The 15,037-nt window shown below is 61.4% G+C and carries 15 protein-coding genes and 2 pseudogenes; 9 read left to right on the top strand and 8 right to left on the bottom strand.

Annotated features, from left to right (window positions below; all coding sequences use genetic code 11):
- Positions 1–357: 357 nt before the first annotated feature.
- The 3 genes from C450_RS09295 to C450_RS09305 all read right to left on the bottom strand — a co-directional run bounded on the left by C450_RS09295 (position 358) and on the right by C450_RS09305 (position 4,450).
- Complete coding sequence (locus tag C450_RS09295) at positions 358–1,104, bottom strand: hypothetical protein (RefSeq protein WP_005042970.1); 747 nt, start codon at positions 1,102–1,104, stop codon at positions 358–360.
- Positions 1,105–1,145: 41 nt separating this feature from the next.
- The gene (locus C450_RS09300; protein ID WP_005042973.1) at positions 1,146–1,931 is read right to left on the bottom strand and encodes a helix-turn-helix transcriptional regulator; all 786 of its coding nucleotides are present in this window, start codon (positions 1,929–1,931) and stop codon (positions 1,146–1,148) included.
- Between the two features lie 305 nt (positions 1,932–2,236).
- On the bottom strand, positions 2,237–4,450 hold the full coding sequence (locus C450_RS09305; protein ID WP_080510290.1) for a histidine kinase N-terminal 7TM domain-containing protein: 2,214 nt from the start codon (positions 4,448–4,450) through the stop codon (positions 2,237–2,239).
- Positions 4,451–4,894: 444 nt separating this feature from the next.
- On the opposite strand from C450_RS09305, the gene C450_RS09310 reads away from it, so the two are divergent.
- From C450_RS09310 to C450_RS20810, 4 genes and pseudogenes are all read left to right on the top strand, one after another.
- Positions 4,895–5,335 (top strand): DUF4870 domain-containing protein, encoded by a 441-nt coding sequence (locus tag C450_RS09310; RefSeq protein WP_005042978.1) that lies wholly within the window; start codon positions 4,895–4,897, stop codon positions 5,333–5,335.
- 33 nt (positions 5,336–5,368) lie between these two features.
- Complete coding sequence (locus C450_RS09315; protein WP_241430323.1) at positions 5,369–5,983, top strand: hypothetical protein; 615 nt, start codon at positions 5,369–5,371, stop codon at positions 5,981–5,983.
- Between the two features lie 16 nt (positions 5,984–5,999).
- Positions 6,000–6,896: a hypothetical protein gene (locus C450_RS09320; RefSeq protein WP_193790513.1), complete on the top strand. Its 897-nt coding sequence runs from the start codon at positions 6,000–6,002 to the stop codon at positions 6,894–6,896.
- A gap of 869 nt (positions 6,897–7,765) precedes the next feature.
- Positions 7,766–8,733, top strand: a pseudogene (locus C450_RS20810) (IS1595 family transposase).
- Here the strand turns inward: C450_RS20810 and C450_RS21595 are convergent.
- Positions 8,683–9,273, bottom strand: a complete 591-nt coding sequence (locus C450_RS21595; protein ID WP_005042987.1) for a hypothetical protein — start codon at positions 9,271–9,273, stop codon at positions 8,683–8,685. The pseudogene C450_RS20810 and the gene C450_RS21595 overlap by 51 nt on opposite strands.
- Between C450_RS21595 and C450_RS09335 the strand changes: the two are divergent.
- A pseudogene (locus C450_RS09335) lies at positions 9,265–9,538 on the top strand (IS6 family transposase); the annotation flags it as partial. The gene C450_RS21595 and the pseudogene C450_RS09335 overlap by 9 nt on opposite strands.
- A 252-nt stretch (positions 9,539–9,790) precedes the next feature.
- On the opposite strand, the gene C450_RS09340 reads toward C450_RS09335, so the two are convergent.
- Together C450_RS09340 and C450_RS09345 are read right to left on the bottom strand one after the other, a co-directional pair.
- The gene (locus tag C450_RS09340; protein ID WP_005042993.1) at positions 9,791–10,363 is read right to left on the bottom strand and encodes a tRNA (cytidine(56)-2'-O)-methyltransferase; all 573 of its coding nucleotides are present in this window, start codon (positions 10,361–10,363) and stop codon (positions 9,791–9,793) included.
- Between the two features lie 6 nt (positions 10,364–10,369).
- Positions 10,370–11,002, bottom strand: coding sequence for a DsbA family protein (locus C450_RS09345; RefSeq protein WP_005042994.1), 633 nt, complete (start codon positions 11,000–11,002; stop codon positions 10,370–10,372).
- Between the two features lie 160 nt (positions 11,003–11,162).
- On the opposite strand from C450_RS09345, the gene C450_RS09350 reads away from it, so the two are divergent.
- A complete protein-coding gene (locus tag C450_RS09350; protein ID WP_005042996.1) occupies positions 11,163–12,092 on the top strand; it encodes an NAD-dependent epimerase/dehydratase family protein in 930 nt (309 codons plus the stop codon).
- A 42-nt stretch (positions 12,093–12,134) separates the two neighbouring features.
- Here the strand turns inward: C450_RS09350 and C450_RS09355 are convergent, their stop codons facing one another.
- Entirely contained in the window at positions 12,135–12,467 is a 333-nt protein-coding gene (locus C450_RS09355; protein WP_005042998.1) for a BsuPI-related putative proteinase inhibitor, read from the bottom strand.
- Between the two features lie 120 nt (positions 12,468–12,587).
- Between C450_RS09355 and C450_RS09360 the strand changes: the two genes are divergently transcribed.
- From C450_RS09360 to C450_RS09370, 3 genes are all read left to right on the top strand, one after another.
- On the top strand, positions 12,588–13,322 hold the full coding sequence (locus C450_RS09360) for a DUF2797 domain-containing protein (protein ID WP_005043000.1): 735 nt from the start codon (positions 12,588–12,590) through the stop codon (positions 13,320–13,322).
- Positions 13,323–13,374: 52 nt separating this feature from the next.
- Complete coding sequence (locus tag C450_RS09365; RefSeq protein ID WP_005043003.1) at positions 13,375–13,818, top strand: hypothetical protein; 444 nt, start codon at positions 13,375–13,377, stop codon at positions 13,816–13,818.
- 88 nt (positions 13,819–13,906) lie between these two features.
- A complete protein-coding gene (locus C450_RS09370) occupies positions 13,907–14,377 on the top strand; it encodes a hypothetical protein (RefSeq protein ID WP_005043004.1) in 471 nt (156 codons plus the stop codon).
- A 46-nt stretch (positions 14,378–14,423) separates the two neighbouring features.
- Here the strand turns inward: C450_RS09370 and cysE are convergent, their stop codons facing one another.
- Positions 14,424–14,990 carry a serine O-acetyltransferase gene (gene cysE, locus C450_RS09375; protein ID WP_005043006.1) on the bottom strand — a complete coding sequence of 189 codons (567 nt, stop codon included), beginning with the start codon at positions 14,988–14,990 and terminating at the stop codon, positions 14,424–14,426.
- Positions 14,991–15,037: the final 47 nt, after the last annotated feature.

The following is a 15,037-nucleotide window of genomic DNA, read 5'->3' on the forward strand; positions in this document are numbered from 1 at the left end:
AGAGATCACCCTGATGTGTGTCGTCTACAACATCAAACGCTCCGTCACACAGTGAATTCCACCGCCTTACGGCGATTCAACAGAGCCGATCAATCCCGATCAGAGTGGCGGGGGCGGCGAAAGTGCCAGTACCGGCCAGGGGGTCAGCGTCAGCGATTTCCTCTGATCCCGCTAGCGTGGTGGCTGTGATTCGTCACGTTCGTATGGACGGACGGAGATACGTATCCCTCTATGTAGTGGGAATCGCCGCTGGCAGATCCTGGCCCTCCACTAAGCGAAACCGCTATCGGCCGGCTGGAGGCCACATTTAGTCGGTCTGACTGACGCTGTACTGCCGGTTACCGGTGCGCTATTCGTCTATTGGACCACTATTTCGGCACCCTTCGGCCGGAAGCTGTACAGGACCTGTATCCCGAGTTTCCGCAACTCCCCGATACAGCCGAGAGATTCGTCGTCAATCTGATCCGTAGTGTCGTCAGTGTGGCTCGTGGTGAGCTGGACCAGGTAGGAGCCACTATCGGTGGGGAGGACGACCGTCCACTGGTGGGACTGCTCCCCGGTGTCGACACTGACGGCCACCGTTCGTCCGCTGAACTGGAGTGGGTCGATCGTCTTTCCTTTCGGCTGATTTCGATACGTGTCATGCTGGTATCGTTCGAGCCTCTCGGCCTCTATCGGCTGGAGTGTTTGTCTGATCCGCAGTACGTGTGAGTGTGTGCCCACTCCCTCTGTTGACGGGGCTAACTCGACTGTCACAACGCTCGTGTCGTTGATGACAGTTGTGACGTGCCAGGTCATGGGGCGATCAAACGTGAATACAAACTTTCCATCCACGTTCTCGTAGGGCGTCATTCCTGTCCAGAGATGGTGATTGGTGACAGTCGCTGCTATCCGTTCTGTATCGCTTTCGTGAGTGGATTCGTCGACCGACGACTGTTCCGTGCTCGGCACTATTGTGGCCGTTTGGCTCCTGTATCTCACATTGCTGTCGGAAATATCTCTTCCCTCGGGAGCCGAGTTCTCACCGCTGTCAACCCTCCAACCCATCTTCGCCGTCGCTTCCACACCGCCATTGGCCGTCTCCATCTGTTCGATCTCGTTCATCGTGTGTGTTCTCCATAGCGTATCCCATGCAGTCGAGCGATTTAGACGGGCCGCAGAGAAGGACTGGGGTGCATCTCGAACCGTTCGGCCTCTGTCCAATAGGCGTCGTATATCGTTTCGGCCCACTCGTACGCGGCGGGCTCGTCGGTGTCGATAAATGCCTGTAGCGCGCCAGTAGTCTGACAGTAACTCCCGATCCCGACCCGTTCATCGAAGAGGGCAAGTCCGTGCGAGATGTCAGCATGAACGCGAACATCGAGAGAACCGCTCTCGACCATCTCTGCCATCTGTTCTGGATGTGCCGATAGAAGATGAGCGGCGACGGCCGGTGGATAGACGAGTTCCGTCTCCATACCGTCACAAACCCGCCTGTGTACCGCATCGATGTGCTGTGGTGAGAGTGTCGTGGTGTCGAATCCACGCAGGACCCTCGTTTCCTCGATGAGTGAGTAGTACCGCTGCACTGGACGATAGGGGTCGCTCGGCTCGGCAGTTGTCACAGTCGCGTCTGCGAATGCTGCGACATCGAAGGCGGGGTATCGGTCTTGGATGGTCTCCAGGAGGGGAGTGAGCCGGTAGGCCGTCTCGACGTTCCGCGTGAATTCGGCGACCATGTCGGCGACCGCTTTGCCCAATCCCGTGAGCGCGAACACTCCGTTCGATCTCTCGACGAGACCCATTTCACTCAGTGTCCGCGTGAGCCGGTGGACGGTCGGTTTCGACACGTCGAGGCACGTTTCGAGGTCACGACGATCCAGTGGCTGCTCGCGCAGCGCGGCGAGCGCTGGCGCGCGCCTGACGAGCGTGATGAACGCAGTTGTGTCCATCACTGAATTCTCCGCCATCGTGTTATGGGACGCCCGTGAGGTGGTGCGTGAAGAATTTTGGGCTGCTTTCTCTTCTGCCGATTCAGTATTCGTTTGTAACACTGTTCTTTCGGTTGTTGCCATGGTATCGTTCTCCATGCGATTGGAGCGCACTCCGGAGGGTATAGCCGGAGGCTAGGTATCATAAACCGACGTCGATAGAGGGTTCCTGACCGTGCTTTTCTCGGAAGAAGCCACGTCTCGCGTTTCAGTATCATATATGCCCACGGAGCGTATCTGCCCAACGGGCGAGTCGGCGATTGCGTTCACTCACTCTCCCGTTTTCGTGGTCGATCGGTGTCGTCGTTCTGGTCGAACAGGCTATCCAGTAGCTGTTCTTCTGCGCGCCGGAGATGTTTGTGGAGAGTCGGTGAACTAACAGTGATCGATTCGGCGACTTCCTCCGCAGTCCGATCGCGGGGCCACCGGAAGTATCCAGCGCGATAGGCAGCCTCCAGCACTTCTCGCTGACGGTCGGTGAGTTCGTCAAGAGTATCGTCAGGGAGCGCATCCTGTTGATCCGTCTCTACCGGGCGGTCGAGGTCACGTTTTGCGGCCAGCGTCGCTCTCGGACAGTATTCGCGGATGTGCTCCGTGAGTGCCCGAATATCCTTCTTTGGAGCGACCTCGGCGACCACCCGATACTCTCCCTCGTCGGCCTCCGCAGTACGGACGTTCGCTCCGCCTTCCGAGAGTGCCAGTAGTGCCGACCGATCCGTCAGTGTGAACTCGACCATGTCGTCTGCGTCATCGACTACCCGGGTACCGTCGATTCCGTCGATCCCTGACGCGGTGTCCACAGCGTGTTGTGCGGAGCCATCCATGGCGTGGTAGTAGAGGAGCATTTCACTATCACTCGTGGGCACGAGTCCTTTGAGAGAGAGACGACAGCCGGCTTTCCTCGTGACTTCCGCGAGCGCGGCGTCGGGGCACCGAAACGTGAGTTCGGTCACAGTGTCGGCGAGCAGCAGCCGTTGGTTCTCGACGGCATTGATGGCTTGACTAATCGTATCGCCGAACTGGCCGAGAACCGTGAGCTCTCGTGACTCGAACGCGTCGGAGCGCGTCGTGTAGAGAACGAGCGTACCGTAGATCGATTGGCCGTATCTCAATGGGACAACCGCCCACGAGCCGTGTTCGGTATCGAGAACGTCGGGCAGTGTCTCGGAAACCGACGAAACCGCCTCTTCAGTAGATCCCATTGTGGGAATCACTATCGGTGTGTCAGCGCCCTCGATTTTCTCACCGCCATCACTGGCAACGATTTCGTCGGTTGGGTCGACGACGATACTCGCTTCGGTGTACAGGTCAGAGGCAGTCAGCCGGTCACAAACGACGGTCTCAATGGCGTTCCTGCTGGTAGCGCTCACGAATGCTTGAGTACTGTCATGGATGGCCTCGTTGAGGTGATCGAGCTGTGCGAGCTCGTCACGCTGTTGTCGAAGGCGGTGCTCGCGGCGCTTGCGCACGGTGATGTCGTGGAGGACGAGTGTATGTCCGATTTCGCGGTCACGTCGGTCCGTGATCGTAGATGACCGCGCCTCGTAGAATCGCCCATCGATGTGGAGTTCAGCGAGCGCGTCCGGTACATCGAACTCGATGACGGAAGTGTCGATGAGGTTTGCTGCTGGTGCACTGAGTACTTCTCGGGGATTGCAGTCGAGGACATCGGCGGCTTCGGGATTGACATAGATGACGTGATAGTTGCTGTCGAGAATGAGTATACTGTCGTCGAGGGTGGCGATGGCGGTATCGCGTCCCAACCGGCGGGTCGCAGGCACCAACTCGAACAACCGCCGACGAAACAGTGCGTATCCAAACGTGATACCTGTGACGGTGAACGCAAACGGTGTGACATCGATTCCCGGCAACGGCGTCACTTCGGTCACAGATACCGCGTTGCCGACCAGCGGAACGATCGTACCAACGACCAGTAGGACTGCCTGATCAGTAAAGAGGTAATCGGAGACAAACACCAATCTGAGTATCAGCAATGTTCCGGTCCCTATGAGTGCGTAAGCGTAGACCACAAATACCCAGTACCAATCACCGGGCAGTCTGGTAGCGATTGCGACGCCACTGGCGACGTAGACGCGGGTGTCCGTCCAGACGAGACCGTGTAACGGGTTCGTCAGTCCCAGTGCGAGTGACACCACCGGAACTATCGATAGCAATAGCACAGTTCGTCCCGAGACGAGTTCGTCGTGACCGGTGTACGTCAGGGCAAACAGCACCCAGAAGACCGGGACAAATACGGTCGCGGCCCACTGTCCTTGCTCGATGAGTAGATGTACCTCTGGGTCGCGCGTCAGTAGTGTCGCGGCCGCACAGACCGTCCAGACGGACGTAGCTGCCATCAACCCGGCAAACGGGACTGCTCCGGGTTCGTCCTGGCGACGCCACGCGTAGACCGCTAGCCCGCCAGTGATCGCAGCTGAGAGGGCGAGCAGCGCAACATACACAACCGCTAAAAGAGTCATCAGGGGCTCCCGTCTCCTAGCCGGACTGTACTGAATCGGTTCTCATCGCACTGAATCCTTCTACCATACTCGTGTGTCTAACTACCTATAACTACTGGATGACTGTGTGATACAAGTGAAAGCTACTAGTTCCTGTATGATGCGAGATCGGGCCCGACCGTTCATCGATTCTCTAAACTCACGAATCAGACCAAATCGTCGATGGGCCGATTCTTCGAGCGCTACTATTGCTTGCCGTAGACGGCTCCAGCACGAGTCACGAGAGCAGCGAGGGAAACTCACCAAACAAAACTGTCTCAGGCCGTGAGACGGTTTCAGGTGTTGAGACAAATCTACTCGGTGACTATAATCTGGTGTCACTCCTTTCCATAGTTGTGAGCGGACGAACCCGCCGCCGTTTGTGCGGACGAACGAAAGACAGCAAACGAAACACGGAGAAAACCAATGGCAAGCAGCACACAAGATATCGACATCGAACAAGAGCCCGCGGCACCGGCTGCGGAGAGCGAATCGGGACTAGACAGCAACGTCGCGGGGGCACTATCATACCTGTTCGGCATCGTGTCGGGACTGATCTTCTTCCTGATCGAGAAGGATGACCGATTCGTGCGGTGGCACGCCGCTCAGAGCATGGCGTTCAACGGTCTGCTCATTGTGACGTACATCGCCCTCACCTTCTTTGGGACGGTTGTATCGGTAGCATCGTTCGGCAGCAGTTCGGGCATGTTCCTCGTCGGGAGTCTGTTCTCGCTGATCCTCGGACTTGTGTGGCTCGTTGTTGCCGTCGGTGGGTTCGCCGCGTGGGTCTACCTGCTGGTCAAGGCCTACCAGGGTGAGACACCCCGCCTTCCGGTGGCGGCGGGCATCGCCGATAAGTTGGTCTGAGAAGAGATGAACGACCACGAACCAGGAGGAGAAATGACGGATACAACCGAACGACCATACAACGGGCGAGCGCGTCGGACCATCGCCACGAGAGCGATGCGCGCGAACGCCGCTCAACGTTCCGGCAACGGTCGATCCGACAACAGCGGAGATGGAATCGACAGTGACGGCGGTGCGGACGAAGACGGATCGGACGGGGAACTAACGTTCAAGACGTACACCGACGACGAGTACGGCTATCAGGTCACTCATCCCGTAGACTGGACGGTCGAGCCGGAGGCACCAGGCGGGGCGTCGTTCGGTGCCCGAGTTGGCTCGGCGGGAGCAGTAGTATACGTCGATGAGGGACTCGATCTCACGCTCGGGGAGTACGTCGCAGCTTTTATCGACGGTCTCGCGGCCGACGAACACGTCCGGGCTGTCGAGGCACTTGACCGTCGGGACATCGCGCTCGAAAGCGGCGAAACCGGCCGGGCGGTCGAGTACGCCTATCGGAACGGGATGTGCGACCAGCGCTGGCAGCTCGCGTATCTCTTCGTTCTCGACGGCACGACTGGCTACACCCTCGGGGTGGACTGGAACGACGACGATCGGCTCGAAGCGGTCGCCGTGCGGATCATCGAGTCGTTCGCCCTCGGAGCGGTCTAACTACGGATAGACGACAATGCAACACGACAAAGCAAACGGACAGGGGATTGACGGACGAACACCCCGGAATGCACGGGTGCTTACGACCCTAGTACTGGCCTTCGCGGTGGTCCTTGCGGGCTGTGCCGGCATCAGCGGTCTCGGCGGCGACAGCGGGAACGACAATGCGGGCGATGGCGTCGCTGAGGCCAACACTCCGAGCGGGGATGGGGCTGACGACGATGCCGAAGGTGACGACATGACCGCTACAGCCAATGGTGGCGACAGTGAGGCTAACGATGGAGGCGACCAGTCGTCCGATGCTATCTCGTCAAATGACAGTGCAGCCGACGACACCCCTTCCAAGAGTAGCGGTGCGGACAGTTCCTCAGCCAGCACTGCGCTGGATGGTAAAGAAGAGTGGTTCAACCTCTCGAAGCCGGGGCGGTATGTCTTCGAGATCGAGTCGGCCGAGGAGGGTACTGGGAGCATGAGCTTTGAAACCACAGAGGTCTCGAACGGACAGGCGACGGTGAGCTTCCAGTACGACCTTGGCGAGGAATCCTTCGAGTCGACCGTCACCGGACCGGTCGGTGAGGTCGAACCACAGATTGCCACCTCGCCCGCCTACGCGTACCTCACTGCGATCCGACTCGGAGGGGTGACTGCTGGGATGCTCAGCGGCGGCGAAGACCTCCAGGTCGGCAACGAGTTCTCACAGCAATCGGCTGAGGGATCGATGCATATTGAGGTCACTGGGACCGACTCGTATGCCGGCGTTGACTGCTACGTCATCGAGTCGCGGGTGAACGAGACGCTTACCCAGGAGACCTGCACCCAACAGGCGTTCAGCAGCGCACCCTATGTCGCCTTCTATGACGAGAACGGAAACCTCGAACAGCGGATCGAACTCGTTGAGTACGAACGAGAGTAACGTCTGGTGGCCCTGTGCCACTGTTATTTCGTCAGTTCCCACAAATCACGCACGGGATACCGATGGCATGATGGAGAAGATAGTCCAGAGTAGACAAAGTCACGATCAGTCTACTGACCAGTGTTGTTCGATCCGCTGTTCAATTGCAGCAACAACTGTCGACACGACATCGATCGGATGCAACGAGGTCCATGTGAGATCGATGATCTCGTCTCCTGCTGGCGGTTGATGAAAGTGGAGGCGTGCATTGTGAGGGTTCAGGTGACGATTCCATCGACATTCCCAGTGGTCTGCGGCCGTCGTTTCGACGTAGTGTATCGAGAAGTCGCCACTCGCAAACCAGCGAATATCCAGTCGAGCGGTTTCGACCGTCGGTGGATACCGACTCTCCTCACACAGGACGCGGAGGATTCGGGGCTCGTAGCTGTCGGGATCGAACTCGGTTGAAGCGACCAGCGGTTCGTCAGCGAGGATTCCTTCGAGGCTGATGTCGGCTAGGTTGGTGCTGAATGCACGGAATGGATGTTCGTTGCAGCCGGTTTCTTGCTGTGGAAAATGAGCCCCGAGCGGAATCGGGTCGTGATTTCAGGATCAGTGTCTCAAAGCGTGAAACAAATAAGCGTCCAATAGAGCTGCCGCTCACGAACGGGCGGTCACAGGGGACGGCCGAGCCTCAGTCAGGCGGATCGAGCCCGTGGTACTGCTTCGCCACGGTCAGAAACTGGTTGGCATCCACCCGCGGTGCGTACGTGCGGTTCTCACCGTCGATGGCAATCTTCACCAGCAGGTCCACCAACCGCCAAACGTTGTACGCTCATCTCGACAGACCGTAACATCGATCCTACTGGCGAATCACATGGCGATCAACGATGGACGAGGAGTCAGCTTGGGTCTTCCTCCCACCGCGTGAGCGATGCTTCGAGCGTCTCCGTCTCGCCCGGTTCGGCGAGACGGTGACGTGCGTCCACTGCGAGAAAGATGCTGTTGTCAAGCGGGGGACGACCGGCAAAGACGCCCAGCAATACTGGTGTAAGGCGTGCGAGACCTATTTCAACGACCTCACGCACACGCTCTTCGGCCAGCATCGGTTCGGCCTCGAAGAGATGTTCGACATCGTCAAGGAGATGCGATCTGAGCCGACCGCTCAGATCGCCCGGGACCTCGATCGAGACTACGAGGCCATCCTCAACTTCGTTCACAAAGTCCAGGATGTGAGCGGTGAAATCGACGAATTCGACCTCTACGACGTGTGTGAAGCCGACGAGGTCTACGTGACTGCTGGAGAGAAAGGAATCGAAGACGAGGAAGGGAGTCCGCGCTCGCGCGGACTCTCAAAAAGGGGCGCGGAACCTTCACGTCAGACAAACTACCTGTCCTGACACTCGTCCGTCGGGATGACGGACGAGTTCGATTTCTGGTGTGTAAGGATCTACAAGACGCCGATGAGAATATCTCCGAATACGGCGACGGAAGCGTCATTCTCTGCACTGACGGCTACACGATCTACGATGACATCGAAGACAAGAGGGAGTGGACGGCCATCTGGCCGTCACCCACTCCGACACCTACGTGATCGGTGACGCCCACACAAACACGTGTGAGAACCGCCACAGCTTCCTTCGCCNATCTGGCCGTCACCCACTCCGACACCTACGTGATCGGTGACGCCCACACAAACACGTGTGAGAACCGCCACAGCTTCCTTCGCCAGTGGTTGGCGAAGTACCGAGGTGTCTCGAAACATCACCTCCAGAAACACCTCGGCTTCCGCGGACTGAAACTCAACTCACCGGACGACTGGTTCGAGAAACTGCTGTGTTACGATGTATCGGGATGAGCGTACCGTGTTTATCGATTGTTTGATCCCATCCACTTCCGAAGGGACGAACACGGTCGCTTCAACAGGCTCAAGCGGAAGAATCGAAAGCGTCGAGAGACTTGAGGACTCACGGAGGTCTTCGGAAGGCGTTTCGGCGATCCGGTCGTCAAGGGTGCGAAGCGCGCTGGCCAGCGCCATCGGTGAACCGATGACCGTTGCAGCAGTGCGGTCGGTGACGGACTCCCGAGCCCGTGAGAGGATCGAGACCGCAAACCGGCTGAGGTACTTCATGAAAACGGCGATCACCGAGAGCGCCATGCCAATGATCTGATTTGGAGGACCTGCGATCACGGTCAAGACGATTACAACAGGTAAAAGCACGACTCCGAGGACGAGTAGTGGGCCGAAAATGACCACCCGGAGGACGCTTTTGACCGGCCCACGCTCTGAATCGTCGTCGGTGTTCCCGTCGGAGTCGGCATCGTCGCCACTGGTGTGATCGAGGAACATCGCGTCTGCTCGGTTCTGGAGGCCGTCGGCAAGCACGCTCTCGCTCATGGCTTCTTCGCCGAACTTCGTGAGAAACACCACGTCGACGACGCCACGTTTCTCGTCGACGGCGCGACACCGCTACACGAAGCCTGCCGCCGCCGACGGCCTCGACTTCCGCTCCGAACGACACGGAAATCGTAACGCCGTCGAACGTGTCTTCCGCGAGGGAAAACGACGCATCTCCTCGTTCTCGAACTGTTTCAGTCATGCCGGCGCAGCAACTGCCGACGAGTGGTTACGATCGTTCGCCGTCGCATNAAAACGACGCATCTCCTCGTTCTCGAACTGTTTCAGTCATGCCGGCGCAGCAACTGCCGACGAGTGGTTACGATCGTTCGCCGTCGCATGGAATCTGCGTATCTGAACACTACCCTCCCGTCCACCGATCCGTATATGCGGTTTCGGAACCGCCGTGAGCCGGAGTGGCGAACGGTCGAGACGCCGTTTTCGAACGACTTCTTCGAGGGAGCTGAGCGTCGCATTACGGTACGATCACGCTCTTCGAGTGTGGTCAGCCGTCGCGTTACTCCGATCGCTCCGTCCGCTCGGCGGTCGACGAGTCGTCCGGATTCACGACACGTTTGCCACGCTCCTGCGGGACGACCGTTCGCTCGGCGTCCTCCCACTCCCGATCGAGCTCGCGGCCCTCGAACAGTCGATCGAGGAAGACGGCGAGCGAGGCGACCTCGGAGTGGGGCTGGTTGGTGACCCCGACGTTCCAGTCGGCGGCGTCGTACACCTCTCCAGCGACTTTCTCCGCACCGACGACCACGAGTAGCGGTGCGGAGCGGTGGGCGGTCCGGATGTCGGGCGCACAGTCCTCGATCGGGAGACCGTACATCGTGAGATGAACCATCTGTCCGTCCCACTCGCGGAGCAACGGTCGGTACGAGTCGCGTATCTCGACGTCGAACGGGCCGCCGAAGCGCTCGGTGATGTCGGAGACCGTCTCTTTTGGTCCGTCGGCGCTGCCGGCGAAGATCACCCGATCAGCCCCGAGTGCGCGCGCAGTCAGACCGACGTGGGTGCTCATCCGTTCGTCGCGGCCCGGTCGATGGCCGAGCCGGAGCACCCAGACCGGGGGTTCGTCCTGCATGGCGTGCTATCGTGCCGACTCGATGGCCGAGCTGATCGCGTCGAAGGAGTACCCGGAGACGGCGGTATCGTTGACGAAGACCGTCGGCGTCCCGGTCACGCCGCGCTGCTCGCCCTGGTCGCGATTCCCCATGACCGTCGATTCGTACGACTGGTTCATCGCGGCGGTGCGGACGGGCTCGGCTTCGAGATCGAGCTGGTTCGCCAGCGAGCCGTAGAGCTCCTCGCCGAGTGACGACTGATTCTCGAAGAGCAGACCGGCGTACCGCCAGAACGCCGCGTCGTCGGTACGGTCCTGCACCGCGCGGGCGGCGTTCGCCGCGTAGTTCGACTGGTCGTTGACGACGGGCATGTCCCAGTGTTCGTACCGGATCGTGCCGGAGTCGATGTACTCGGACTGGATCTGTGGCAGGACATCGACGTTGTACGTCCGGCAGTGCGAACACGCGAAGTCCTCGAAGACCGCGACGGTCACGCTCGCCTCGGCGTCGCCCTTGACCGGGGCCGGGAGCGCATCGCCGCTCTGGCCGCTCGCGTTGCCCGAACTCCCGGAGCCTCCCGACGCACCGCCACCGAGACAGCCGGCGAGCGCGGTCGTGGCGAGGCCGGCGACCCCGAGCAGCGCTCGGCGGCGATTCATCGACGGCGGCCGAGTCCCGTTCGAAGAATCTGCGACCGATCCTCGGGATGGTTCCATTGGTCGTTCTTTCACCGCAGCGGCCATAAATCCCGCGACACCGTCGCGAGGCGAACGCTCGCGGGATCGGAAGACACATACTCGGTGGCTCGGCATCCGGGATATGGATTGTTCCGGCAAACGGCTGCTCGTGACCGGCGGGGCGGGTCTCGTGGGCTCGCATCTCGCGGCACGACTCGCCGATGACAACGAGGTGATCGTCGCGGACGACCTCTCGAAAGGCGATCGTGAGCGGGTTCCCGATGGGACCGAATTCGTCGAAGCCGACATGACCGATCCCGACGACGTGGCACGGGTCGTCACCGACGATCTCGACGGCGTGTTCCACTTCGCGGCGTACACCGACACCAACTACGCGAACCCCCGCCAGCTGTTCGAGGAGAACGGCGCGATGACGTACAACGTCCTCGAACGCATGCACGAGGTCGGGGTCTCGAACATCGCCTTCACCTCCTCGTCGACGGTGTACGGCGAAGCGCCGATGCCGACGCCCGAGGATTACGCCCCGCTCGAACCCATCAGCATCTACGGCGCGAGCAAACTCGCCGACGAGGGCATCCTCTCGACGTACGCTCACTCCCACGACTTCACGGTGTGGCTGTTCCGCTTTGCGAACATCGTCGGGCCACACCAGCGCGGCAACGTCGTGCCGGATTTCATCGAGAAGCTCGACGACGATCCCAGTGAGTTGGAGATCCTCGGCGACGGCCGCCAGGAGAAGTCCTACCTCCACGTCACGGACTGCGTCGAGGCCATCCAGCACGTTGTCGAACACGCCGACCAGTCGATGAACACCTACAACCTCGGAACGCGGACCACGACCTCGGTCACCCGGATCGCGGACATCGTCGCCGACGAGATGGGGCTCGATCCAGAGTACGCCTACACCGGCGGCGACCGCGGCTGGACCGGGGACGTTCCCCGGATGCGTCTCTCGGTCGAGAAGCTCGCCGCGCTCGGGTGGTCGCCCGAACTGTCGAGCGACGAAGCGGTCCGGCGCGGTGCGCGCGAGCTCATCGCGGAGCTGACCTGAACGCCATAGAACGGGCCCAAACGCGCCGCCGAGCCGATCGACTCAGATCGTAAGCTCGGTTCGTGCTTCGCAGTCGTGATTCTCGGCTTCGAGGGTCGCTACGACGGTGTGGGTGCCCGTGTCTGGACTCCCCCATTCGCCCTCGTAGGTGACGGTCTCACCGGGTGCGAGCTCTTGGGATTGGAGCGCCTGGGTGAACATCCGTCCCTGTGACCACCGCCAGCGCTCGTCGTCGCCGTCGAGTACCGCGAAGTCCGCGGTGCAGGAGTCACGAAAGGAGAGCGTCGCGGGCTCGCTACCCTCGTTTTCGACGGTGAAGACGAACGCGACTCGATCCTCGTCCGTCCGGGTGTCGAGCGTTCCGGTGAGCGTCATGGCGCAGGGGTTCGGTGTGGAGCGACAAAACCGTATGGGCGGACGGCAGCGGGTAGTGCGGAACGGGAGTGACGGAGATGGAACGGCAGTGATTTGCCGACCGCTTGCCTATCGCACGGCGTGCAGGTCGTCGGCTACGATTCCCGGCCGGACGAGCCAGCCCTCCTGATCGCCGTGGCGGGCGACGTGCGCCGTGAGGCGCTGGCCCCCGGGACGAAACTCACCTACACGCTCGGTGAGCGTCACTGTGCAGGCACGATCGACGGCGAGACGCACATCGCGTGCGACCGCGAGCGTGCGCCGTACTGTGAACTCCACACCGTGCCGTGGGCCGTGGCGAACAACCGCGATTCCGACGACGAGCACGCGATCTACCTCGCGGCGTTCGCACCCCGGGTGTTCAAGGTGGGCGTCACCCGATCAGAGCGACTCGACACGAGGCTGCGCGAGCAGGGGGCCGACCGTGCCGCACACGTCGAGATCGCCCCGGACGGCCGGATCGCGCGCAAGCGCGAGACTGCGATCGCCGACGACCACGGTGTTACCGAGCGGGTGCGAGTGCCGACCAAAATTCGGGGACTCGCCGACATCGTGGATGTGGAGGCCTGGGACGAACTGCTTTCGACGTTCGAGGTCCGCGACGAGTTCGCCTTCGAGGACGAACTCGATCTCGCCGAGCGTCCAGTCGCGGAGACGCTTCTCACCGGAACCGTGCGTGGCGTCAAGGGTCGTGTGCTGGTGCTCGATCACGCCGGGACGACCTATGCAGTCGATCTCCGGAGTTTGGTTGGCCACGAACTCACGACCGGCGCGACCGACCGGACGCTCCAGGCCAGCCTCACCGGGTTTCAGTGAGGGGGCGACCGGTCACCGAACGCTTTTCCGACGGGCCGGCGAACTCGGGCGCATGGCGAACGACGAACCTGACGACGAAAGCGTCGACACCACGGAGACGGACACCGAGCCCGACGCGAGCGAGGACGAGCAGTCCTTCCGCGATCGCGTCGAGGAGATCCGCGAGCAGCGCGCCGAGGAAGGCGAGCGCGAGGGTGACGACGATCGGAGCCGCGAGGAGCGCATGGAGGAGATGATGGGCGGCGGTGGCGGTCCCGGCGGCGGCATGGGTGGCGGCGGCAACCCGTTCGCCCAGATGATGGGCGGCATGATGGGCGGCGGTGGCGGTCCCGGCGGCGGCATGGGCGGGATGGGCGGCGGTCCCGGTGCGGGGCCTGGCGGTCCCAGCGAGGAGGGCGGCAACGAGGAGATGGTCCGCGAACTCCGCCAGCTCCGCGACGAAGTCCACGACGTCCGCCGGACGCTCGAACGGATCGCCGACGCACTCGAAGACTGAACGGTCGTCGTCATTCGCAACGCGGTTTTCTTTGCGGTAGCAGAGATTCGATAGCCGAGTTGAAAAGCGAGCCGACGCTACACGTCGCATGGTCGAGTGGTCGGCGGTCGCGTCCGGCATCGGCGTGGTGCTCGCAGCGGTCGTGGTCGGCCTTACGGTCGCGTTGCCCGAAGCGGTGTGGCCGATCGCGATCGGTGCGGTGCTCGCTACCGGGTTCGGCTGTGGCTACGTCGCCGGCCGCCGGTCGGGCGGTCGCTGGCGGGCGCGGGCACGTACCGGCAGTCTCGCAGGAGCACTCGGTGGTGCCGTGCTCGCGGCCGTCCTCTGGGCGAGCATGAGCAGAGCCGTGCCGCGCGTCGCAGACAGCACGTTCTGGGCGATCAACGACGTGATCGCGGCCAACACGATCGGGATCGAGCGGTTCCCGTGGCTCTACACCGGGAACACGCTGTTCGTGCCACTACTCGTGTTCGTGGTCTGCCTGTTCGCCGTCGAAGGCTGGATCGCCGGTGGCGTCACGTCCGGGACCCTCGATCGGTCGCCGGCGCGCTCCCGGTAGTCCTCTCGTCACCTGACGGACGACCGGTGATCGATCGTCGCCGCGTTCAGTCGGGAAAGCCGCTACCGAGCTCGATCGATTCGTCCTCTTGGCACTCGCCGACGAGCTTCGCGGGGTTGCCGACGACGGTGCAGTTCGGCGGCACCGACTCCAACACGACGGATCCGGCCCCGACGCTCGCGCCCTCGCCGATGGTGATGGGCCCCAACACCGTCGCATTCGAGCCGACGGTCGCGCCGTCTTCGAGGGTCGGGTGGCGCTTTTTGTCCTCCAGCGAGTCGCCACCGAGAGTCACACCCTGATAGAGCATGGCGTCGTCACCGATCTCTGCTGTCTCGCCGATCACGATGCCCGCGCCGTGATCGATGAAGAATCGATCGCCGATCTCGGCCCCTGGGTGGATCTCGACGCCGGTGAGAAAGCGAGCGATATGGGAGAGGAGTCGTCCAGCGAGGCGGTGGTCGCGCTTCCAGAGCGCGTTGGCGATCCGGTAGGCCCAGATGGCGTGGAGCCCCGGATACGCGAGGAGCACCTCGATCGTGTCCTTCGCCGCAGGGTCCTTGGTGAACGCCGTCCGGACGTCCTCCCGGATTCGGTCGAGGAACGAGAGCATGCGTGTCCGACTCAAGGAGACGACGGCGGATAAGCGGTCGGTATGTG

It is taken from the genome of Halococcus salifodinae DSM 8989 (assembly GCF_000336935.1).
Classification (GTDB): domain Archaea; phylum Halobacteriota; class Halobacteria; order Halobacteriales; family Halococcaceae; genus Halococcus; species Halococcus salifodinae.